Origin of the sequence: Neisseria sp. HMSC15G01, from assembly GCF_001808255.1 — a bacterium.
Classification (GTDB): domain Bacteria; phylum Pseudomonadota; class Gammaproteobacteria; order Burkholderiales; family Neisseriaceae; genus Neisseria; species Neisseria subflava_A.
Genome location: NZ_KV792697.1, coordinates 117550 through 139583 on the forward strand (window position 1 = coordinate 117550; position 22034 = coordinate 139583).

The 22034-nt window shown below is 46.5% G+C and carries 23 protein-coding genes, 1 tRNA gene and 2 pseudogenes; 13 read left to right on the plus strand and 13 right to left on the minus strand.

All coding sequences use genetic code 11. The annotated features are described in order from the left end of the window. Window positions 1-250: 250 nt before the first annotated feature. Complete coding sequence (cysG, locus tag HMPREF3139_RS09585) at window positions 251-1648, plus strand: siroheme synthase CysG (RefSeq protein WP_070461772.1); 1398 nt, start codon at window positions 251-253, stop codon at window positions 1646-1648. Between the two features lie 53 nt (window positions 1649-1701). Here cysG and HMPREF3139_RS09590 read toward each other — a convergent pair whose 3' ends face one another. Continuing rightward, entirely contained in the window at window positions 1702-2307 is a 606-nt protein-coding gene (locus HMPREF3139_RS09590) for a CoA pyrophosphatase (RefSeq protein ID WP_070461773.1), read from the minus strand. 175 nt (window positions 2308-2482) lie between these two features. Here HMPREF3139_RS09590 and HMPREF3139_RS09595 point away from each other — a divergent pair, with 175 nt between their 5' ends. From HMPREF3139_RS09595 to HMPREF3139_RS09620, 6 genes are all read left to right on the plus strand, one after another. Then, window positions 2483-4345, plus strand: a complete 1863-nt coding sequence (locus HMPREF3139_RS09595) for a tetratricopeptide repeat protein (protein ID WP_070461774.1) — start codon at window positions 2483-2485, stop codon at window positions 4343-4345. 56 nt (window positions 4346-4401) lie between these two features. Beyond that, a complete protein-coding gene (gene lolB, locus HMPREF3139_RS09600; RefSeq protein WP_004519905.1) occupies window positions 4402-4986 on the plus strand; it encodes a lipoprotein insertase outer membrane protein LolB in 585 nt (194 codons plus the stop codon). A gap of 8 nt (window positions 4987-4994) precedes the next feature. Next, the gene (gene ispE, locus HMPREF3139_RS09605; protein ID WP_070461946.1) at window positions 4995-5843 is read left to right on the plus strand and encodes a 4-(cytidine 5'-diphospho)-2-C-methyl-D-erythritol kinase; all 849 of its coding nucleotides are present in this window, start codon (window positions 4995-4997) and stop codon (window positions 5841-5843) included. Between the two features lie 5 nt (window positions 5844-5848). Continuing rightward, window positions 5849-5924, plus strand: a tRNA-Gln gene (locus HMPREF3139_RS09610). A 176-nt stretch (window positions 5925-6100) separates the two neighbouring features. After that, entirely contained in the window at window positions 6101-7084 is a 984-nt protein-coding gene (locus tag HMPREF3139_RS09615; protein ID WP_107723665.1) for a ribose-phosphate pyrophosphokinase, read from the plus strand. A 65-nt stretch (window positions 7085-7149) separates the two neighbouring features. Beyond that, window positions 7150-7722 (plus strand): 50S ribosomal protein L25/general stress protein Ctc, encoded by a 573-nt coding sequence (locus HMPREF3139_RS09620; RefSeq protein ID WP_070461775.1) that lies wholly within the window; start codon window positions 7150-7152, stop codon window positions 7720-7722. A gap of 108 nt (window positions 7723-7830) precedes the next feature. Here HMPREF3139_RS09620 and hscB read toward each other — a convergent pair whose 3' ends face one another. After that, on the minus strand, window positions 7831-8331 hold the full coding sequence (gene hscB, locus HMPREF3139_RS09625; protein WP_070461776.1) for a Fe-S protein assembly co-chaperone HscB: 501 nt from the start codon (window positions 8329-8331) through the stop codon (window positions 7831-7833). Window positions 8332-8410: 79 nt separating this feature from the next. Here hscB and HMPREF3139_RS09630 point away from each other — a divergent pair. After that, a pseudogene (locus HMPREF3139_RS09630) lies at window positions 8411-8633 on the plus strand (alternative ribosome-rescue factor A). Here the strand turns inward: HMPREF3139_RS09630 and iscA are convergent. The 8 genes and pseudogenes from iscA to iscR form a co-directional block, all read right to left on the minus strand. Next, window positions 8593-8913, minus strand: coding sequence for an iron-sulfur cluster assembly protein IscA (iscA, locus tag HMPREF3139_RS09635; RefSeq protein ID WP_063075834.1), 321 nt, complete (start codon window positions 8911-8913; stop codon window positions 8593-8595). The pseudogene HMPREF3139_RS09630 and the gene iscA sit on opposite strands and share 41 nt — an antisense overlap. A gap of 68 nt (window positions 8914-8981) precedes the next feature. Beyond that, window positions 8982-9227 (minus strand): recombinase RecA, encoded by a 246-nt coding sequence (locus tag HMPREF3139_RS09640; protein ID WP_070461779.1) that lies wholly within the window; start codon window positions 9225-9227, stop codon window positions 8982-8984. A 256-nt stretch (window positions 9228-9483) separates the two neighbouring features. Further along, window positions 9484-9870, minus strand: a complete 387-nt coding sequence (iscU, locus tag HMPREF3139_RS09645; protein ID WP_070461780.1) for a Fe-S cluster assembly scaffold IscU — start codon at window positions 9868-9870, stop codon at window positions 9484-9486. A gap of 68 nt (window positions 9871-9938) precedes the next feature. Further along, window positions 9939-10067 (minus strand): hypothetical protein, encoded by a 129-nt coding sequence (locus tag HMPREF3139_RS11335; RefSeq protein WP_256388723.1) that lies wholly within the window; start codon window positions 10065-10067, stop codon window positions 9939-9941. Between the two features lie 190 nt (window positions 10068-10257). After that, the gene (locus HMPREF3139_RS09650) at window positions 10258-10860 is read right to left on the minus strand and encodes a Fic/DOC family protein (protein WP_070461783.1); all 603 of its coding nucleotides are present in this window, start codon (window positions 10858-10860) and stop codon (window positions 10258-10260) included. Between the two features lie 4 nt (window positions 10861-10864). Next, entirely contained in the window at window positions 10865-11287 is a 423-nt protein-coding gene (locus HMPREF3139_RS11340; RefSeq protein WP_225905478.1) for a hypothetical protein, read from the minus strand. A gap of 106 nt (window positions 11288-11393) precedes the next feature. After that, window positions 11394-12608 carry an IscS subfamily cysteine desulfurase gene (locus HMPREF3139_RS09660; protein WP_070461785.1) on the minus strand — a complete coding sequence of 405 codons (1215 nt, stop codon included), beginning with the start codon at window positions 12606-12608 and terminating at the stop codon, window positions 11394-11396. A 51-nt stretch (window positions 12609-12659) separates the two neighbouring features. Further along, a pseudogene (gene iscR / locus HMPREF3139_RS09665) lies at window positions 12660-13105 on the minus strand (Fe-S cluster assembly transcriptional regulator IscR). Window positions 13106-13464: 359 nt separating this feature from the next. Here iscR and HMPREF3139_RS09670 point away from each other — a divergent pair. After that, window positions 13465-14637: an alpha-hydroxy acid oxidase gene (locus HMPREF3139_RS09670; protein WP_070461787.1), complete on the plus strand. Its 1173-nt coding sequence runs from the start codon at window positions 13465-13467 to the stop codon at window positions 14635-14637. 60 nt (window positions 14638-14697) lie between these two features. Here the strand turns inward: HMPREF3139_RS09670 and dsbD are convergent, their stop codons facing one another. Further along, window positions 14698-16503, minus strand: a complete 1806-nt coding sequence (dsbD, locus tag HMPREF3139_RS09675; RefSeq protein ID WP_070461789.1) for a protein-disulfide reductase DsbD — start codon at window positions 16501-16503, stop codon at window positions 14698-14700. 218 nt (window positions 16504-16721) lie between these two features. Further along, window positions 16722-17495, minus strand: a complete 774-nt coding sequence (gene folE2 / locus HMPREF3139_RS09680) for a GTP cyclohydrolase FolE2 (protein WP_070461792.1) — start codon at window positions 17493-17495, stop codon at window positions 16722-16724. Between the two features lie 178 nt (window positions 17496-17673). Between folE2 and HMPREF3139_RS09685 the strand changes: the two genes are divergently transcribed. The 4 genes from HMPREF3139_RS09685 (at window position 17674) to HMPREF3139_RS09700 (ending at window position 21493) form a co-directional block, all read left to right on the plus strand. Next, window positions 17674-18831 carry a trans-sulfuration enzyme family protein gene (locus tag HMPREF3139_RS09685; RefSeq protein WP_070461793.1) on the plus strand — a complete coding sequence of 386 codons (1158 nt, stop codon included), beginning with the start codon at window positions 17674-17676 and terminating at the stop codon, window positions 18829-18831. A 70-nt stretch (window positions 18832-18901) separates the two neighbouring features. Continuing rightward, entirely contained in the window at window positions 18902-19345 is a 444-nt protein-coding gene (locus HMPREF3139_RS09690) for an META domain-containing protein (RefSeq protein WP_070461795.1), read from the plus strand. Window positions 19346-19443: 98 nt separating this feature from the next. Then, window positions 19444-20223 (plus strand): ferredoxin--NADP reductase, encoded by a 780-nt coding sequence (locus HMPREF3139_RS09695; protein ID WP_070461797.1) that lies wholly within the window; start codon window positions 19444-19446, stop codon window positions 20221-20223. Between the two features lie 262 nt (window positions 20224-20485). Then, entirely contained in the window at window positions 20486-21493 is a 1008-nt protein-coding gene (locus tag HMPREF3139_RS09700; RefSeq protein ID WP_070461798.1) for an adenosine deaminase, read from the plus strand. Between the two features lie 54 nt (window positions 21494-21547). On the opposite strand, the gene HMPREF3139_RS09705 is transcribed toward HMPREF3139_RS09700, so the two are convergent. Further along, window positions 21548-22027 (minus strand): DUF302 domain-containing protein, encoded by a 480-nt coding sequence (locus tag HMPREF3139_RS09705; protein ID WP_003680761.1) that lies wholly within the window; start codon window positions 22025-22027, stop codon window positions 21548-21550. Window positions 22028-22034: the final 7 nt, after the last annotated feature.

The following is a 22034-nucleotide window of genomic DNA, read 5'->3' on the forward strand; positions in this document are numbered from 1 at the left end:
GCAAAGGCCGTCTGAAAAATGAAGAGGGTGCAATTTATTTGTGAAAAAATGAATTTTTATATCAGTACACGATTTTCTAATCGTTTATTTTGAAATTTTCTGCTTCAGTTTTATGTTTGCCACTATAACTTATTTTGTTGTGGCAGGCATATAACCAAACACCATAAGAAAATCAGAAACCATTCTTTCCTATTTTTTCAGACGGCCTTTAATATCGGCGGACAATCATTGATAAAGCAAGAGCACGACCATGAGACATTATCCTTTGTTTGCCGATTTGAGAGACCGCCCAGTTTTACTGGCAGGTGCGGGTAAGGTTGCCGAACGCAAGGCGGAAAGCCTGTTGTCTGCCGGAGCGCGCGTACGCGTTGTTGCGGAAACTCTGAATCCGCAGTTTCAGCAATGGGTGACTGAAGGGAAAATAGTTTGGCTGGGCGGCTTGTTTGAAGAAGCTATGCTGGACGAGGTGTATTTCGTTATTGCGGCGACGGATGATGATGGGTTTAACCGCCGTGTTTTTGAAGCGGCGGAACGACGGGCAAAATTGAGCAATACGGTGGATACGGCAGATTTGTGTTCGTTTATCGTGCCTGCCGTGGTGGATAGGGGGCCATTGAAGATAGCCATATCCAGCGGCGGTACTGCGCCTGTATTGGCGCGTAAATGGCGGCAGATTATTGAAACATTGATTCCGTTGCATACGGGCACGATGGCGCGTATTGCCGGTAAATGGCGTGAGAAGGTGAAACAGACGATTCATCATGTCGAACGCCGCCGTTATTTTTGGGAAAAGTTGTTCGACAGCCGTTTTAGTATTTTTGCGGCTCAAAACAATATCGAAGCGGCAGAACGTGAATTGATCACGCAGTTGAATCGGGAAACGCCGTTTGGCGGCGAAGTGGTTTTGGTGGGCGCAGGGCCGGGTGATCCGGGCTTGCTGACTATACATGCTTTGCAGGCGATACAGGCTGCGGATACGGTGTTTTACGATGCTTTGGTATCGGATGATATTTTGGCGATGGTACGTAAAGATGCAGTGAAAATCAGCGTGGGCAAACGCGCCGGTGCGCACCATGTCCAGCAGGAAGAAACCAATCGTCTGTTGGTTGAACACGCTCAAAAAGGCGAGCGTGTGGTAAGGTTGAAAGGCGGCGATCCTTTTGTGTTCGGACGTGGTGGGGAGGAAGTGCAAACCCTGCATCAAGCTGGAATCGCTTACCGCATTGTGCCGGGTATTACTGCTGCACTTGGAGCTACTGCTTATGCCGGTATTCCGTTAACCCATCGCGATTGCGCCCAAAGTGCTTTATTTGTAACTGGCCACAGCAAACACGAGGGCAATCAGCCTGATTGGCAGACTTTGGCTTTAAGCCGTCAAACGCTGGTAATCTATATGGGCACGCTTAAAGCGGCTGAGATTGCGGAAAAACTAATGGCTTATGGCAGGCAGCCTTCTACGCCCGTTGCCGTGATTTCTAATGGCACTTTACCTAATCAAACCGTGCGGACAGGCCGTCTGAAAGATTTGGGCTTGCTGGCTGCCGAAGCAGAGCGTCCGGCTTTAATGGTGATTGGTGAAGTGGTTGCCCTGCGCGATGAGATGAAATGGTTTGGAGAATTTGTCGAATGCTATGAAGAAGCGGCGTAAAGAGTATTGATCAAACAAGGCCGTCTGAATATTGGTTTTCAGACGGCCTTGCCTTATTTAAAAGCTTGGCAATATTGCTGATAACGTTCTGCCAGTCCATATAGGATGATTGCTGTCAGCCCCCAGATGTCGTAGTGCCGAAAAGGTAGGGCGGGGAGGGCGAGGGTTTGATTGTTGTGATGAAGCTGGCGGAATGTGTAGTTTTGCAGGTTTAAGGCGAAGTCCAAAGGCAGATAAAAAATTTCTGCTACTTCATCGGGATTTGCTTTTGGGTTGATGGGCTGGGTGCAAATTGCCGGAACAGGCGTAACACGGTAGCCGGAAGGCGTGTCATAAAAGGGTAGCGGCGCAAAAGTCTGCCATGCGGCAATCGGAATGGCGGTTTCTTCATAAGCTTCTCTTAACGCCGTTGCCGTTAGACTGTCATCTTGGGCATCTTTGCGGCCGCCGGCAAAGGCGATTTGTCCGGTGTGCTGCCTTAAGGTCTCGGCCCTTTTGGTCAGTAAAATTTGCCACGCTCCTTCATGCAAGACAATGCCGACCAAAACGGCTGCTTTTTTGACCGTTTTTGGGGTAACTAATTGATTGCGCTCTGCTTGCATACGGCTGCTGAAGTGTGAAGCTTGAGTTAGGAAATGGATAAGGTGGTCGGTATTCATTTTTGGCGCTGATCGTTTTATGCAGATGAGGATTACACAAGGTTTACGGTTACCGTGTCAACAAAATAGGGTGCGTGTGTTACAGTTATGCCTGAATGATAAATAAAGCTTTGCGTCTGTTTTGCAAGTGCTTAGGCCGTCTGAAAATGTCGGCAGGTTCTCAAAAAGGATAGTTATGTTGTTTTCCCCATCCCGTATTCGAGTAGTAGCCGCGGCTGTCATGATGTTGTTTGCTACACAGACTTTTGCCGCGCCCGGCGATTCAAATGCAGTTTTTGAATCGGCTAAGATTATTAAAAAGAAAAGCCGTGCCGACCATTTTTCTCCCGAAGAACGAGAGCAGGAGCGGATACGTCTGTTGGGTATACAAAACCGCACCTCGCAGGTTTTCACTTTGTTAAATTCAGAACTGGCCCTGCAAAAGGGTGATGCGGCTTCTGCTTTGTTTACTTATATTTTGACGTTGCATCGCACCAAATCTCCCGAAGTGGCCGAACGCGCTTTGGAGATGGCGGTTTCTTTAAACGCATTTGAACAGGCTGAAGCTATTTACCAAAAATGGCGCGAAATTGAGCCGGAGCCTGGTGAAACACAAAAGCGTATGACTTGGTTGCGCAATTTGCTGCTGGGCAAAGCCGATAAGAATTTGAGCGGATTGGATAAGGTGATTGCCGGCGGTAGTGAAGACGAGCAAAAGCGCGTGTTCCTGCTTTTGGCACAAACCGCAGCCCAACAGCCGAATCTGACCAGCGATGCAGTCAAACAGGTACATAAAACGGCACTGATTTATAAAGACTTTCCAGAAGCGGCGATTGCGGATGCAATTTTTAGTGCAAAAGACGGTCAAAAGAAACACGCCATTGCGGCATTGCAGCGATTGGCCAAGTTGGACAACGAAATCCTGCCGCCGACTTTCGTCACCCTGCGGCTGATGGCGCAACGGCATCCTGATATTCTGGACGGTTTCTTCAAAGAGACAGACACCAAAACCTTATCTCCGATTTGGCAGGAATTGGACATCGCCAATTTGATCGCTCATGGTCAAAATGATAAGGCATTCAAGCGTTTGCAGACTTTGTTGGAAGAAAATCCCAACCCTGATTTGTATATTCAGGCTGCCTTATTGTCAGCCAGCAAGACGGAAAATATTTCTGCAGTAAACAGCTATCTGGAAAAGGCTTATAAAGCCGGTACGGAGGAGCAGCGCAGCCGTGCGGCATTGATTGGCGCGGTGTCTTACAATGATGCCGAGGATTTTGCCAAAGCCAAACAATGGCTGGCCAAGGTCACGGCTACGGCTTATACGTTTGATAAAACCATTTTGGCCGCTTCCATCGAGGCCAAGCAGGGCAACCATAAAGAGGCTTGGGCTTTGGTGCAACGCGCACAAAAAATACCCGAGCAAAGAGGACGTTATTTTGAAGCCAGGGATTTGCTGAATACGGCTTTGTTTGTATTGTCTAAAAATACCAATCTTCAAGAATCGTTGAACGCTTTGAACAGCTTGGTAAACTCCACCGAAAAATCCTTGAAAACCCAAGCTTCTCCAGAGTTGCTTGCCAATGTGCTGTATCAGCGTTCGATGGTGTATGAGAAGCTGAATCAGCCAGGCAAGGCGATTGCCGATTTGCGCCGTGTGGTAGAGCTGTATCCGGATAATCCGCACGGTTGGAATGCTTTGGGCTATACCTTACTGTCAAGTGGCAAGGATTTGGAGGAAGCTTTTAAAATGGTTCAGACGGCCTATCAAATGGAGCCGGAAAGCGCAGCAATTAATGATAGTGTAGGCTGGGCGTATTATCTTAAAGGTGATGCGCAAATGGCGCTTCCATATATCCAATATGCCTACGAAAAAGAACCTGAAGCCGAAGTCGCCGCGCATTTGGGCGAAGTCCTATGGACGCTTGGAGACCAAGATAAGGCCAAAGAAATCTGGAATGATGGTTTGAAGCGCGGAAGCAATCTCCGAGTATTAAAAGAGACAATGTCCAAATTCGGTATAACGTCCAGTAAACCGCATACTCAAAAACACAAATAAAACCAAAAGGCCGTCTGAAAAGCGTTTGATTTCAGACGGCCTATGAAGGAATATCCATGAATTTGAAACGATTATCATCGGTTGCAGCCTTATTGCTTTTGGCTGCCTGTGCGCAGCCAAATTTACCTCAGCAAAACAGTTGGCAAGCAGCAGAGCAGGTGCAGGATTTTAGCGCAGATGGTCGATTGGCTGTTAAAGTGGAAGGCAAAGGCTCATATGCTAATTTCGACTGGACTTATCAGAATGCGGTTCAAACCATTGATGTCAATACACCATTGGGCAATACCGTAGGTCAGCTGTGTCAAGACAGTGAAGGTGTATTGGCAGTAGACAGTAAGGGTAAGGTCTATCAGGCGGAAACGGCTGAGGAATTGAGCAGACAGCTTTTAGGCTTTGCTTTGCCGGTCCAATATCTGCATATTTGGGCTGATGGTAAACGCGTTGCCAATGCGCCATACAAAATCCTGCCTGATGGCCGTCTGGAGCAGTTTGACTGGACAATATCGCGTACTTTAAATAGTTCAGGACAGCCTAAAACGCTTCAACTTGAGAATGCCAAGTTTAATATCCGCTTGGTGTTTGACACGGTAAACCACTCTTTGGATAAGAATGGACAAACCCGATGCGCAGCACGCAAATAGAGGATGCCATGTCTGTTTCAGAGGAAATCCAAGCCTTTCCTGCGCCGGCCAAATTAAATTTGGATTTGAGGATTACCGGCCGTAGGAGCGATGGTTATCATAATTTGGAAAGTATTTTCTGTTTGATCGGCTTATACGATACCGTTCATCTGAAAATGCGTACTGATGGGCAGATTATTCTGCATACGCCGGTCGAAGGGCTTAAGCCTGAGCAAGACTTGACTTATCGGGCGGCTAAATTATTACTGCCCTATGCCAACGTGCCGCACGGCGTTGAAATCTGGTTGGATAAGGTGATTCCGACCGGAGGCGGATTGGGCGGTGGCAGCTCTGATGCAGCCACAGTCTTAATGGTTTTAAACCAATGGTGGCAATGTGATTTGAGCAGGCAGCAACTGATTGATTTAGGCCTAAGTCTTGGCGCGGATGTTCCTTTTTTTATTTTTGGAAGAAGTGCTTTTGCCAAAGGCGTAGGCGAGAAGCTGGCTGAAATAGATGTCCCTAAACAATGGTATGTTATCGTTAAGCCCCCTGTTCATGTGGCAACAGCTAAAATTTTTGCACATGAAGGCTTGACACGGGATTCCAAACCCAGCATAATGCCGACTTTCCAATCATTACAGCCGTTTCAAAATGATATGCAGGCGGTTGTGTTTCAGGAATATCCTGAAGTTTGGAAGGCTTATGTTGAGTTATCCCAATATGGTTATACATTAATGACTGGTTCTGGAGCTTGTTTATTCATAGCAAGTGAATCTCATCAAGAAGCAAATACAATTTACCAACAGGTTTCTCAATCATATGAAGCGTATTGTGTGGAAGGATTAGATATTCATCCGCTGTTTCATATGATTTAGTAAGTTGGGGAGTCGTCAAGCGGTTAAGACACTGGATTTTGATTCCAGCATGCGAAGGTTCGAATCCTTCCTCCCCAGCCAAATAAAAGCGTGTAAGTTCTCTTACACGCTTTTTTACGCTAAGAGCAAAATAACGCTGAAAAACTTTTTTTTACCCGTCTTTACGCGTATAATCGCGTAATTAGTGTCTTAGATATAGGGCAAAGGGAAGCGTAATGTTTTCTGCGCGTAAATCAAATCTAGAATCAGGTGAAGATATGGCTGCTTATGACAGTTTAATGGTGTTTACCGGTAATGCAAATCCGGAATTGGCGCAACGTGTTGTCAAACATTTGGATATTTCACTCGGTGAAGCCACCGTTTCCAAATTCTCTGATGGCGAAGTAGCCATTGAATTGTTGGAAAATGTGCGTGGTCGCGATGTGTTTATTTTGCAACCTACCTGTGCGCCAACCAATGACAACCTGATGGAAATTTTGACTATGGCCGATGCACTCAAACGTGCTTCTGCCGGGCGTATTACTGCCGCGATTCCTTACTTTGGCTATGCGCGTCAAGATCGTCGTCCTCGCTCTGTCCGTGTGCCGATTTCTGCTAAATTAGTGGCAAATATGTTGTACTCAGCAGGTATCGACCGCGTATTGACTGTTGACTTGCATGCTGATCAAATTCAAGGTTTCTTCGATATTCCGGTAGATAATATTTACGCTACCCCGATTTTGTTGAACGATATTAAACAACAGCGCATTGAGAACCTGACTGTTGTCAGCCCTGACATTGGTGGTGTTGTACGTGCACGTGCTGTTGCTAAATCTTTAAATGCTGATTTGGCGATTATCGACAAACGTCGTCCTAAAGCCAATGTGGCTGAAGTGATGAACATTATTGGCGATATTCAAGGCCGTACTTGCTTGATCGTAGATGATATGATCGATACAGCAAACACCTTGTGTAAAGCAGCCGTTGCCCTGAAAGAGCGCGGTGCAGATCGTGTACTGGCATACGCCAGCCATGCAGTATTCTCCGGTGAAGCAGTGAATCGAATTGCTTCTTCCGAAATTGACCAAGTAGTTGTGACAGATACGATTCCGTTGTCTGAAGCAGCTAAAAAATGTGAACGCATCCGTCAAGTTACTATTGCCGGTTTGCTGGCTGAAACGGTACGCCGTATCAGTAATGAAGAATCTGTCTCATATCTTTTCAATGAAGATGTGATGACTGGCGGCATGTTGCTGCCATAACCCGATGTCGTCTTAAGCTGGTCGCGGCCGATGACGACGATTTTATCTAAATTGGAGTATTAAACATGACTTACGAAATTCAAGCCTCTGTTCGCGAAGCCCAAGGCACTGGTGCGAGCCGCCGCCTTCGTCGCGAAGGCCAAATCCCTGGCATCCTGTACGGTGAAGGTCAAGAGCCTGTTGCTATCGCTGTAGACCACAAAACTGTATTCTACGCATTGGAAAAAGAATCTTTCCATACTGCTTTGATTAAACTGTCTTTGAACGGTGAAACTAAAGACGTTATCGTGCGTGACTTCCAAATGCACCCATTCCGTCGCGAAGTTCAACACATCGACTTCCAAGCTGTAAAAGCTGATCAACCTGTACGCATCCGTGTTCCTCTGCACATTGTTAACGCTGAAAACTCTCAAGCTGTTAAATTGCAAGGTGGTCGCGTATCTCTGTTGAACACTTCTGTTGAAGTAGTTGCTTTGCCTGCAAACATTCCTGCTTTCTTGGAGTTGGATTGTGCATCAGTAGTTGCCGGCGACATTCTGCACTTGTCAGACGTCAAATTGCCAGAAGGTGTTGAAAGCGTTTCCCTGAAACGTAATGAAAACCTGGCTGTTGCTACTGTTACCGGTAAAAAACGCTAATCGGTAGTTAATATAAGAAAACCGTATCAGATTTATCTGATACGGTTTTTGTTTTACATATAAAATCATTTGTTATAAAACTTGGGTAAACGTAACAGCATATGTACTTTATAAAATTGAAGCAATTTCATTGCGAAGTTTATTAAGAAAGCGGCCATGCCGTACCCATTGTGCGGCTGATTCATAATCCTGTTGTTCAAATGCTTGTTGTAAATCTTGATATAGGCTGCTTTGTACTTCTTGAATTTCTTGATCCAGTGCCCGGATGGCATCATGGTTTTGTTCTATTTGTGCATCCATCAATGTTTCCCGCCATTCCATTTGCTGCATGAGGAATTCTGGTGAAAACGAAGTGTGTTCAGGTGCATCAGCATCGATATTTTGGCTTTTCAAGAGATAAGCAGCCCGATCAATAGGACTTTTTAATGTGCGGTAGGCATCATTAATTGTAGAAGACATCATAACGGCTTGTTTCTGCTCAAAAGCTGAAGCAGAAGCAAATTTATCAGGATGAAATCGGGCAGCTAAAGCCCGATAGCTTTGTTCGAGTGCTTCGGTATCAATATTGAAAGATGGCTCAAGCTGGAAGAGGTTGAAGTATTGAGACATGATATTAAAGGAAAAAATCTAAAGAAGAGGATTATTTTACGATATAATCCGGAAACTGTTTATATGAAAGGAAAACAATATGACCGGTAAGGTGCAACACAATAAAGGCAAAATACGAGACAATACCTTAAAAGCCTTAGTCAAATCTGATTTGTTCCGACACAAAGTAGAACGAAAAAGAAAAGGCAAGGGTAGCTATAATAGGCAAGAAGCCAAAAAATGGCGGGATGGTTTTGATACTTTCCCGCCATTTTTTATATTTTAAACGTGGAAGCTCTCACCGCAGCCGCAAGAGTCTTTGACATTTGGATTTTCAAATTTGAAACCTTCCTGCAAACCTTCTTTAGTGTAATCAACTTGCGTGCCGTCTAGATAAACCAAGCTTTTCGGATCGATATAAACTCGTGCGCCGTGTTCTTCAAAAATCAGGTCATCCTCGTTCACTTCATCGACAAATTCAAGGTTGTATGCCATGCCTGAGCAGCCGCTGGTTTTGACACCCAAGCGCACGCCCAAGCCTTTGCCGCGTTTGGTCAAGTAGCCGTTGATGTGTTTGGCTGCGTTTTCTGTGATGGTAATCATGCTTTTTTCCTCATTTCGCAATCATTTTCTGTTTTGTCTGCTTTTTATTTCAGACGGCCTCTTGATTTTCAGGCCGTCTGAAAACGCTGTTTTGCCCACTCTATTGCGGTGGCAATGGTAGTTTTTGCCTGCGGACTGTTTTTCCAACAGGTCGAGCCGGTCAATTGTGCGCCCTGTTCCAAAATATCGTCTAAATCCGCAACCGCCAAAGTGGCAATATCATCCAATCCCATTTGCTGCAAACGCTGCAATATGGTTTTACCTATGCCTTTGACAGCAAGTAGGGATTGGACTTCTTTATCAGTAAAAGGCATATCGTCTTCTTTGATTTTGCAGGTATAACGACTAAATATAAGCTGTAGCTTATTGCCCTCTCCCTAACCCTCTCCCGTGGGGAGAGGGGATAGATTGGCAGGTAATCCCAAACTTGGTAGCAACTTCAAAACGATTAAGTTTCTGTACAGTTGGTTTTGTCTCACAAAAGAAGAGGGGGGAAACCATTAGATTTGCTTTTCTCGAAGATTCGCCGGGAATCTTGGGCACCTGCCGATAAGGGTTCGTTAAATCCGGTTATTTGTTTTCCTGACGTTTGCGATAGTCTGCAACGGCCGCTTTTACCGCATCTTCAGCCAAGATGGAGCAGTGGATTTTAACTGGAGGTAATTCCAACTCTTCGGCAATTTCGCTGTTTTTGATTGCCAGTGCATCGTTAAGGCTTTTGCCTTTAACCCACTCTGTGATCAGACTGGAAGAAGCGATGGCGGAGCCGCAGCCGTAAGTCTTGAATTTTGCATCTTCGATAATACCCTCATCGTTTACTTTGATTTGCAGACGCATTACGTCACCGCAGGCCGGAGCACCGACCATGCCGGTACCGACAGATTCGTCGTTTTTGTCGAAAGTGCCGACGTTGCGGGGGTTTTCGTAGTGGTCGATTACTTTATCGCTGTATGCCATGATGTGGTTTCCTTTGTGTTTTTAGTGGTGTAAATGGTTTGTTTACGAATATTCAGACGGCCTGAAGTTTAGATTTTGCATGCGCCGCCTTCGCAGCCGTCATCATTCTCTGAATCAACGCCGCCTTCTACGGTAACGTCGTCAAAATCTTCGAGCAGGTTGTCGAGATTGTCGAGGTCGATTTCTTGTTCGTTCATGGGTTGTATCCTTGATTCTAATGTGGTGGCTTTTAGGTCGTCTGAAAAGGCCTTTGGGGATTTTCAGACGACCTTTTTTTATTTATAGGTAGGTTGGGTTATTAAACTCAACATTTCAGGCGCTTTAATAGACTCGTTGGGTTTCCAACCCAACCTACGCTTGCTTAAAATATCGTGGTTTGTTGATGTTTTAGTCGTCTGAAAAAGACGATTGTTCTAAATTTTCTAAAATTAGGCGTGCCAATAAGCTGCTATCGACATGGTATGCCTGAATACAGGCTTGAATCATTTGTTCGGCAGAGATATTTTGCCAATGTATCTGCAAACCGTTTTTCATTGCCAATTGCGTCATAAACAGGCGCAATGTTCTGCCGTTTCCTTCACGAAAAGGATGTAGGACGTTCAACTCGCCCAAATAATAGGCCACACGCTCGGCGAATTTATCTTTATCCAACCCCCGCAAATAGTTTTCGCTTTGCAGCTTCTCCAAAAGTGTACGGCTTTCGTTTTCGATAAAAGCAAAATTGGCAAATCGGGTATTACCTTTGGAAATATCAATTCGCCGGATTTCTCCTGCCCAATCATAAACATTGCCAAACAGTTTGCGATGAATGGTCTGTAAATGCGCCAAATCGAAATTGCCTGTAATGGGTTGCAAAAGCAGATTTTGGGCGGAAATAGCAGAAATGTCTCTTTCGACCTTTTCTAATTTAAGTGGATCTTGAATGGCTAATTTATTTCTAAATACACCATCATTCATATAGATTATGTCTTCACCACCGTATTTACTCATTTTTTTAGAACCTTTGTTTAATTTTTCTTATTTCTTTCTCAATATTTGTTTTACCAATCTTTAGAAGTTGCATTGCATATTGAGTTTGTCGACTAATTTCTAAATTCTCCATTTTCCATGAACCAGTGATATCATCAACATCTTTTGTCCAATGATCTTCAATAGTTAACCATTCCAAACTTCCTTTATCACGATCAATAATATCAAGATGATGTCCTCCTTGATAAACAAAAATGTTTTTACTCTTAAATAAGGAAGAGAATTTATTGAATATAGATCGATTGTATTCAATAACAGATAAAGCAAATTCAATATCTTTTTTTAATACGTCTAAATCTTGTTCATAATCTAAGTCAAATTGTTCAAAATATTTTCCATAAATAATACGTTTATAACCATTTGGCAAATTAATAATTTTAACTTTCATGGTATTCTTTCTATGAAAATAGCATACAAGACTGTCTATAAAAAGTGTTTTACTGTATTCAAAAATCAGACTCACTTTCTTAGACAGCCTTTGTTTGACATCAATCTTAATGCGCTGCCCATTCAATCGAGTTCAAATCAATCCCGTCTTTGAACATTTCCCACAGCGGCGACAGTTCGCGCAGTTTGCCGATTTTGGATTTGATCAGTTCTGCCGCAAACTGCACTTCTTCTTCGGTGGTCATGCGGCCGAAGGTGATGCGCAGGGAGGAATGTGCCAATTCGTCGTTGCGGCCGAGTGCGCGTAAAACGTAGCTTGGCTCAAGGCTTGCGGAAGTACAGGCGGAGCCGCTGGATACGGCGAGTTCTTTCACTGCCATAATCAGGCTTTCGCCTTCGACGAAGTTGAAGCTGACGTTTAGGTTGTTCGGAGCGCGGTGTTCGAGGTCGCCGTTGATGTAGACTTCTTCAATGCCTTCGATACCTTTGAGGAAGATATCGCGCAGTTTCAAGTAGTGCGCAGTGTCTCGTGCCAATTCTTCTTTGGCAATGCGGAAGGCTTCGCCCATGCCGACGATTTGATGGGTCGGTAATGTGCCGGAACGGAAACCGCGTTCGTGACCGCCGCCGTGCATTTGGGCTTCGAGACGCACGCGTGGTTTACGGCGTACATACAGGGCGCCGATGCCTTTAGGGCCGTATACTTTGTGGCCGGACATAGACAACAAATCAACTTTGGCTGCGTCAACGTCGACAGGCACTTTGCCGCATGCTTGTGCTGCGTCAACGTGGAAAATGATTTTGCGTTCGCGGCAGATTTCGCCGATGGCAGGAATATCTTGAACCACGCCGATTTCGTTGTTTACCCACATGACGGAAACAAGGATGGTGTCTTCGCGGATGGCGGCTTTCAGTACGTCTAAATCAACTAAGCCGTTTTCTTGTACGTCCAGATAAGTCACTTCATAACCTTGGCGTTCGAGTTCGCGCATGGTGTCGAGCACGGCTTTGTGCTCGGTTTTTACGGTGATGAGGTGGTTGCCTTTAGATTTGTAGAAGTGCGCCGCGCCTTTAATGGCGAGGTTGTTGGACTCGGTTGCGCCGCTGGTAAAAACAATCTCTTTAGAGTCGGCGTTAATCAGGGCAGCAATGTCTGCACGTGCTTTTTCTACGGCTTCTTCTGCTTCCCAGCCGAAGCTGTGGCTGTTGGAGGCTGGGTTGCCGAAAATATCGGACAGGTAGGGAATCATTTTTTCGGCAACGCGGCGGTCAACGGGAGTGGTGGCGGCGTAGTCGAGGTATACGGGGGTTTTGACGGTCATGGTTTGCTCTTTCGTTTGGTCATCTGCCTGCGGTCTTTGCCGCAAGTCGGTTTAATGAATGTGTGTAAAGGTAACGACATGACTGCTGTCGCTGCAGTTTTTTTGTTCAATGATGCTTTGCAGCGTAACGCCGCTGAGGTAATCATTGATGGTTTTGTTTAAGTTCTCCCAAAGGTCATGGGTCAGACAGGGGGCGCCGTGGTGGCAGTTTGCTTTGCTGCCGCATTGTGTGGCATCCAGTCGGTCTTCGGCTGCGGAGATGATTTGTGCAATATTGATTTGCTCGGCGGGAGCGGCAAGGATGTAGCCTCCGCCTGGGCCGCGTAGGCTTTCAACCAATCCGGCACGGCGCAGCTTGCTGAATAATTGTTCGAGGTAGGAGAGCGATATGCTTTGTCGTTCGCTGATGGCACTGAGTTTGACACGCCGGTTTGCGCGTTCATCGCCAAATCTATCATGGCGGTTACTGCAAATCGCCCTTTGGTAGTCAGTCTCATGGTGTGGTTGCCTGTGTGGGCGTTTTTATTAGTGGAGGGAATTGTCTAATATCTGAGTGTTTCAGTCAAGTATGTGGTGGCTCGGTTTGATTGTTTGTTTAAATGGTGGCATGGGTTAATTTTTAAATCGGAAAATATTTTCTTTATTTTTCTGTAATTTGGACTTGAGGCCATCTGAAAAAAGGCTATCAACCCTACGGATGGCAGGGTTAAAATGTTTTGATTTAATATTGATAGTGATATAGATTATCAAAATTATTCTTAAAATTTAGTTGTTTTGATGGAGTAAAATAATGAGGTGTTTGAAATGTTCAGACGGCCTTGACCATCCATCTTTACTTGAACAGAGGCAATCGACAATGAAATGTGATTTAAGCAAAATAACCTGTATCGAAGACTTGCGCCTTGTTGCCAAACGTAAAATGCCGCGTATGTTTTATGACTATATTGACTCAGGCTCTTGGACGGAAACCACTTATCGTGAAAATACTTCGGATTTTAAAGACATCCGTTTTCGTCAAAAAGTATTGGTTGATATGGAAGGACGCAGCCTTGAGACTAAAATGATCGGTCAGGATGTGAAAATGCCGGTGGCGATTGCGCCGACCGGTTTCACGGGCATGGCACACGCTGACGGCGAAATCTTGGCGGCACGTGCGGCTGAAAAATTCGGTATTCCGTTTACGCTGTCAACCATGTCCATTTGTTCGATTGAAGATGTGGCTGAAAACACCAGCTCGCCGTTTTGGTTTCAGCTTTATGTGATGCGCGACCGCGAGTTTATGGAAAACCTGATTAAGCGTGCGAAGGATGCTAATTGTTCGGCTTTGGTATTGACTGCCGATTTGCAGGTTTTGGGTCAGCGCCACAAAGACATCAAAAACGGCCTGTCTGCGCCACCGAAACCGACCATCGCCAATTTAATCAATTTGGCGACTAAGCCCGAATGGTGCATGAAAATGCTGAACACGGAACGCCGTACCTTCCGTAATATTGTCGGTCATGCGAAAAACGTGGGCGATTTGTCTTCGCTGTCTTCATGGACTTCCGAACAATTCGACCCGCGTCTGAGCTGGGACGATGTGGCGCGCATTAAAGATTTGTGGGGCGGCAAGCTGATTATCAAAGGCATTATGGAACCTGAAGACGCGGAAAAGGCAGCGAAAAGCGGTGCGGACGCATTGGTCGTTTCCAATCATGGCGGCCGTCAGCTTGACGATACCGTGTCTGCCATTAAGGCTTTGCCTGATGTGGTCAGCGCGGTAGGCAGCGACATTGAGGTTTGGATGGACAGCGGTATCCGCAGCGGTCAGGATATTTTGAAGGCTTGGGCTTTGGGTGCGAAAGGTACGATGATTGGCCGGGCGTTCCTGTATGGTTTGGGTGCGTATGGTGAAGAAGGCGTAACCCGTGCGCTGGAAATCCTGTATAAAGAAATGGATATTTCCATGGCGTTTACCGGTCATCGCAATATTCAAGATGTGGATTCCAGCATTTTGCGTTCTACGCGTTGGCATCAAGATGAATTTTAATTTCTGAACATAAGAAAAGGCCGTCTGAAAAACTGTTTCAGACGGCCTTTTTATAGACGGCTATTTCTCGTTTTTGCGATACCATTCGATAAAGGCATCGGGTTTGACAAAGCCTAATAAGGCTTCGCTATGACTTCCGTCGGCGCGGACAACAAACACGCCCGGAGGGCCGAAGAGGCCGTATTCTTTCAGTAAGGCCTGATGGTCGGGAGTGTTAGCGGTCACGTCGATTTGGAAGAAGCGCTGCATATCGACTGCTTCGTGTACCTGCGGTTGGTTGAGCGTGTAGGCGGCCATTTCTTTGCAGGATACGCACCAGTCGGCGTAGAAATCAATCAACACGGGCTTGGTTGGATCGGCTTTCAAGGCGGCATCCATAGCGGCTTTGAGTTCGCCGACATCAGTAAACATCTTGCCGTGGTCGGTTTCTTGTCCGGCTTCGGATGGCGGAACCAACGTTAAGAAGTGGTGCAGGGCAGTGGTTTGTTTATTAAAGCTTTGCCAGCCAAACCATGAGCCGCCAATCAGCAGTAAAAAGCCCAATACGGCGGCAACTGTTTTCAGACGGCCTTTTTGTTTGCCAGATTTTGCCAAAAGCATAAGGGCGGGAACAATCATCAGCAAGGTGTAGAGGCCGACTACTGCGAAGTAAGGCAGATGCGGTGTGGCAAGGTATACGGCAACGGCCAGTAAGATAAAGCCGAATGCGTATTTGATGCCGTTCATCCAGTCGCCTGCTTTGGGCAGGATATGACCGCCGAATGTGCCGATGATGATTAGCGGTACGCCTGTGCCGAGTGCTAATGTATAGAGCGCAAGGCCACCCAATACGGCATCGCCGGTCTGGCCGATATAGCCCAGAGCAAATGCCAGTGGAGGCGCAACGCAAGGGCCGACAATCAGGGCGGACAAAATACCCATGATGAAAACGGAAATGATTTTGCCGCCGGAGAGTTTGTTGCTTTGGTTTTGGAAATAGGATTGGACGGAGTTTGGCAGTTGGATATTGAAGAGGCCGAACATAGACAGGGCCAGTACCACCATCAATGCGGCAGCGGCAAGCACAACCCAAGGCTGTTGCAGCCATACGGTCAAGAGCGCGCCTGTCAAACCGGCAATCACGCCAACCAAGGTATAGGTCAATGCCAAACCTTGTACATATACCATCGACAAGGTGAACGCGCGGCCTTTTCCGGCTTTTTTATCGCCTACGACAATGCTGGAAACAATCGGCAGGAGCGGATACATACAGGCGGTAAAGCTTAAGCCCAAACCTGCGACAAAAAACGCCAATAGGTTAGCGTTTAAAGTATCCCAAGAGAGCTTGAAGCGGCTGCTGTCGGGATTGTTTGTACTGGGTTGGGCGGGCATTTGGCCGTCTGAAGAGGCGGATGGTTGCAAAAAGCGGTCTTTGGCAGAAACCGGCTCGTCGCTTTGAGGCTGGTAAACCCCGTTGCCTTTTACGTCAAACTCGGTGTCCACAGGCGGATAACACACACCCACTTCGGCACAGCCTTGATAAGTCAGCGTCAGTTTGTATTGCGGCGCGGCTTGTTTGTAAGGCAGGTCAACCTGTGCGGTATGGTGGTAAACCGTTTGTTTGCCGAAGAATTCGTCTTCTTTTTCTTCGCCTTTGCTGAATTTGGGTTCGGCCAAGACTTTGTCAGGATTGGTCGCTGCAACGATTTTGGACTGGTACATATAGTAGCCGTCAGCGATTTTGAACTGCACGCTGATGCCTTGATCGGTTACATTGACTTGAGGTACAAAGGCTTGCTCTGGAGGCAGCAAATCATTGGCATCTACTGCGAATGCGAAGCTGCTCAAGCCTAAAAATGCAATGAGGAAATAAAGGAATTTTTTCATAGTATCTACGGAGATGCCGTTGAGGAACCGTCATTATAAATGATGGAAAAAATAAACGGCTTAATTTATGTTAAATATTGCGAGAGAAATCTAATGCTTTTGAATTATATCGAAATAGGGTTGCCCATATATGACCGATAGTCTCATGTTATCGTTCAATCTATGCCAAAGGCCGTCTGAAACTTTCAGACGGCCTTTGTTTCTATTCGGCTCGGCTTTTACGGATAAGCGATATAAGCGTAAGCGGAATGGTTGTGTATCGATTCGAAGTTTTCGCTTTCGACAACAAACGACTCGATGCGTTTATCGGCAATCAGCGCAGTGGCCACATCACGAACCATGTCTTCGACAAACTTCGGATTTTCGTATGCTTTCTCCGTTACATACTTCTCGTCAGGGCGTTTGAGCAAACCGTAGAGCTGGCAGCTTGCTTGTGCTTCGACGTAATCGATGATTTCTTCAATGCCTACATCTGCGTTTGCAATCAGACTGACCGTCACATGCGAACGTTGGTTGTGCGCGCCGTATTGGGAAATTTCTTTGGAACACGGACACAATGAAGTAACCGGAACCATCACTTTCAGATTGTGGCTGTATGTACCGTTTTTGATTTCGCCGGTCAGGGTAACATCATAGTCGAGCAGCGATTGGATGCCGGAGACCGGCGCGCTTTTCTTGCGGAAAAACGGGAAGGAAACGCTGATTTTGCCGGAATGGGAATCCAGCAGGGCAACCATGTCGGCAGTCAGTTTGTGCAGCGTATCGAAATCCAAAGCATCGGTTTGTTTTTCCATCAGGGCGACAAAGCGCGACATATGCGTGCCTTTTTGGTCGGCAGGCAGGAAAACCGTCATGGTCAGGCGGGCGACGGTGGATTGTTCGCCTTCTTTGCTTTTGAGGGAGATTGGAAAGCGCAGGTCTTTGATGCCGACCTGATTAATCGGCAGGTTGCGTAAATCGCGGCTGGATTGCACGTCTGCAATGGCGTTCATGCGTGGTATGTCCTTCATGATAGGATTGTTGAGATGCGTGTGGAGGGAATCGGCTCGTGTCGGCCGATTTGCAAATGCGAGATTATATCACTTGCTTTATCCGCCTGCATTGATTGTTTCTATTTTTCAGATAGTGATAAAATCTTCGATTATTCACATCTATATAGGCAGAGACCAAATGAAATTCGCCACGAAAGCCATTCATTCCAGCTACGATTGCGACGAACACAACCGTGCGCTGATGCCGCCGATTTATCAAAACAGTATGTTTGCGTTGCACGAGATTGGCGAAAATGTGCCTTACCGCTACTCGCGCCTGAGCAACCCGACCCGTCAGGTTTTGGAAGATACCGTTGCCGATTTGGAGCATGGTGCGGCCGGTTTTGCGTTTTCCAGCGGCATGGCGGGGATTGATGCCGTGTGGCGCACTTTCCTGCGCCCGGGCGATACCATTGTCGCCGTCGCCGATATTTATGGCGGCGCTTATGATTTATTGGTCGATGTTTATCAAAAATGGGGTGTAAACGTTGTTTTTGCCGATTTGGGAAATCCGGATAATTTGGACGAGTTGCTCAAAGTACACAATGTCAAACTGGTTTGGCTGGAAACGCCGTCCAATCCGCTTTTGCGCTTGGTAGACATCAAAGCGCTTGCCGCAAAAGCCAAAACAGCCGGTGCGCTGGTCGGTATCGACAATACTTTTGCTACGCCGTATTTGCAACAGCCGTTGGATATGGGCTGTGATTTTGTGTTCCATTCCGCAACCAAATATTTGTGTGGCCATTCCGACGTATTGATGGGTGTAGTCGTTGCCAAAACCAAAGAGCTGGCTCAGCCTTTGCACGACATGATGGTTCATACCGGCGCGATTGCAGGTCCGATGGACTGTTGGCTGGTGTTGCGTGGTATTAAAACGCTGGCCTTGCGCATGAACGCCCATTGCCAAAACGCACTCGAAATCGCACGCCGTTTGGAAGCCCATCCTGCCATTGAAAAAGTGTTCTATCCCGGCCTGCCGTCGCACGAACATTACGAACTCGCCCAAGCACAAATGCCCAAAGGCATCGGCGGCGTGGTTACGGTTTATCTCAAAAACGACACGCGTGAAGCGGCCAATAGCGTGATTAAAAACATGAAACTGGTCAAAATGGCTTCCAGCCTCGGCGGCGTGGAAAGTCTGGTCAACCATTGCTATTCCCAATCCCACAGCGGCGTGCCGCATGATGTGAAAATGGAAATGGGCATCAAAGTCGGCCTGCTGCGTTTCTCTGTCGGTATTGAAGATGTGGACGATATTTGGAACGATATTTCCAAAGCATTGGATACGACTTTGTAAATAAGGCGTAAAGGCCGTCTGGAGGTAAATAGTTTTTCAGACGGCCTTTAGTAATACATAAGGAATAGATATGAAAACATTATTCGGCGCATTGATAAGTATGGTAGTTTTGGCAGCTTGTACATCTCCTTCAGCATCTAAGCCTGAACAAGCCTCTAAAGTGCAGGTACAAACTCAACAAGCTGCGCAACCTACTTTAGCCGCCAAATGGCGTGTTGTCGCTTTCAATAAATTCACTGAAAAAGAATTGGCAGATAAAAACGCCTATTTGGATTTCAGCAAAATGCCTAAGGCGTATGGCAAGATGGGGTGTAACGGTATGATGTTCCAAGCCAATACGATTGGTTCGGACAAAATTGATTTTGGCCATATTGCGGTAAGTATGATGCTGTGTGAAGACATGAAGCTGGAAGATGCGTTTTTGCGTAAACAAAGCGTGTGGAACTATCGTTTTGACGGTAACGATTTGATTTTGGAACAAAAAGGCATCAGTATCCGTTTGCGCCGTGAATAATCTTAAAGGCCGTCTGAAAATAAATATTTCAGACGGCCTTTTGAATCTTTATAATAAGCCCTATTTGAAACTGATACCGAATATCAAGGAAACCTATTATGGCAGCTTCTCCAGAAGCCAAGTTTACCGAAGAAAAAGTCTTGTGGATCAAACACCATACGCCTAAGCTGATGACTTTTGCCATCAGCCGCCCTGAGTCCTACCGTTTTTCAGCAGGGCAGTTTTCTCGCCTTGGTTTCCGTGACGGCGAGGGCTTTATTTGGCGCGCGTATTCCGTCGTGTCTGCCGAATACGCCGATACGCTTGAGTATTTCGCAGTATTAATCGAAGGCGGCCCGATGTCGGCGCGTTTTGCTGCGATGAAAGAGGGCGACACTATTTTATTGGATAAAACGGCTACCGGTTTCCTCTTGCCCGAGCGTTTCCCCGACGGAAAAGATTTGGTCATGCTCTGCACGGGTTCCGGCATTGCGCCTTTCCTTTCCATTATCGAGCAACCTGAAATCTGGCAGCGTTTCGACCGTTTGGTTTTGGTGCATTCAGTTTCTTACGCCGACGAGTTGATTTTCAACCAACGCCTTGCTGATTTGAAAAAGCATCCGCTGATTGAAGAATATTTCCATAAATTCACTTTTGTTCCGGTCACTACGCGTGAGGAAACGGAAGGCGCATTGAGCGGCAAACGGATTCCCGAATTGCTGAAGAATGGAGGCTTGGAAGAAAAAATCGGCTTCAAGTTCACCAAGGTCGATACGCGCTTTATGGTTTGCGGCAATCCGGCAATGGTCAAAGACACTTTCCAAGCCCTGATGGATTTGGGCTACGCCATGCACCGCAACCGCATCCCCGGCGAAATCATGATGGAAAATGGTTTTTAACAGGTAAATGTTCAAAGGCCGTCTGAAAGTTTCAGACGGCCTTCAATATTAAATATAAACCGAAAATTAGAGAAAATGAGACCTTTGCAAAAATAGTCTGTTAACGAAATTTGACGCATAAAAATGCGCCAAAAAAATTCAATTGACTAAAACCTTCCTGATATTGAGCAAAAAATAGGAAAAATCAGAAAGGTTTTGCATTTTGAAAATGAGATTGAGCATAAAATTTTAGTAACCTATGTTATTGCAAAGGTCTCAAAATATGAATATCAAACAAATTATCCAAGCCCTGCCCAAAGCAGAGTTGCACGTCCACATCGAAGGGACGTTCGAGCCGGAGTTGATGTTTGAAATCGCCAAGCGCAACCACATAGCGATTCCTTATGAAAATGTCGATGCGGTACGGCAGGCTTATGATTTTCACAATTTGCAGTCGTTTTTGGATATTTATTATGCCGGTGCCGGCGTATTGTTGCACGAGGCGGATTTTTACGATTTGACCCGCGCGTATCTTGAGCGTTGCCATGAAGACAATGTCGTGCATACGGAAATATTTTTCGATCCGCAAACCCATACTGTGCGGGGCGTGGCGTTTGAAACCGTGATTAACGGCATTGTCCGTGCCTGCCGTGAAGCCGGGCAGCAATGGGGCATAAGCACGCGTTTGATTATGTGTTTCCTGCGTCATTTGTCGGAAGAAAGCGCATTTGAAACCTTAAATCAGGCTTTGCCATATAAAGAACACATCATCGGCGTAGGCTTGGATTCGAGCGAATTGGGGCATCCGCCGTCTAAGTTTGAGCGCGTGTTTGCGCAGGCGCAGGCGGAGGGTTTGTTGACGGTGGCACATGCTGGAGAAGAAGGCCCGCCCGAATATGTTTATGAGGCTTTGGACTTGCTGCATGTCCGCCGTATCGATCATGGCGTACGGGCGGAAGAAGATGAGGCGTTGATGGCGCGTTTGATTAAAGAACAAATGCCCTTGAGCGTTTGCCCATTGAGCAATTTGAAATTAAAAGTGTTCCCTGAAATGGCGAAACACAATTTGCGCCGTATGTTGCAACGTGGCGTCTTGGTAACCGTCAATTCCGATGATCCGGCATATTTCGGCGGCTATATGAACCGCAATTTTGAAGCGCTTGCCGAGGCTTTAGATTTGAGTGCGGAAGAAATCAAAACCTTGTGCACCAATTCGTTCCGCGCTTCGTTTTTGAGCGAGGAGGAAAAGGAAGAGTGGATACGGAAGATTGAAGGTTTTGATGCTGAATAACGATAAAAGGCCGTCTGAAAAAGTTTTAGACGGCCTTTTATGTCGGCGACGGGCTTATTCGCCTACGGTTTTTTGTATCAGTTTTTCGGCGTTTGCCAAAGTGTTTGCCACTTCGTCAAAACCGATGCGGCTGCCGGCGATGAGGGCGCGCGTATCGGTATAGGCGGCGCGTACTTTGCCGTCCGTTTCGGTAACGAGGACGCGCAGGGGCAGTTGCAGGGCGAAGGCGGGGTCTTTGACCATCAGCGGCGTGCCGGCTTTGGGCGTGCCGAAGACGATGACTTTTGCCGGCTGCATCGTTAAGCCGTTTCGGCGGGCGGCTTCCTGATGGTCAATGACGGCAAAAATGTCCATTCCTTTGCTTTTTATGGCGGTTTCAAGGCGGCTGACGGTTTCGTCAAAGCTGTATTTTGAGGTGAGGGTATGCGTGGTCATAGCGGTTTCGTTTTGGGTGGACGGTTCGCCGGTAGGATGTGCCGAAGCGGTTGAAATGCAGAGTGCGGATGCGGCAATCAGGGGGAGTATGTGTTTCATCGTATTT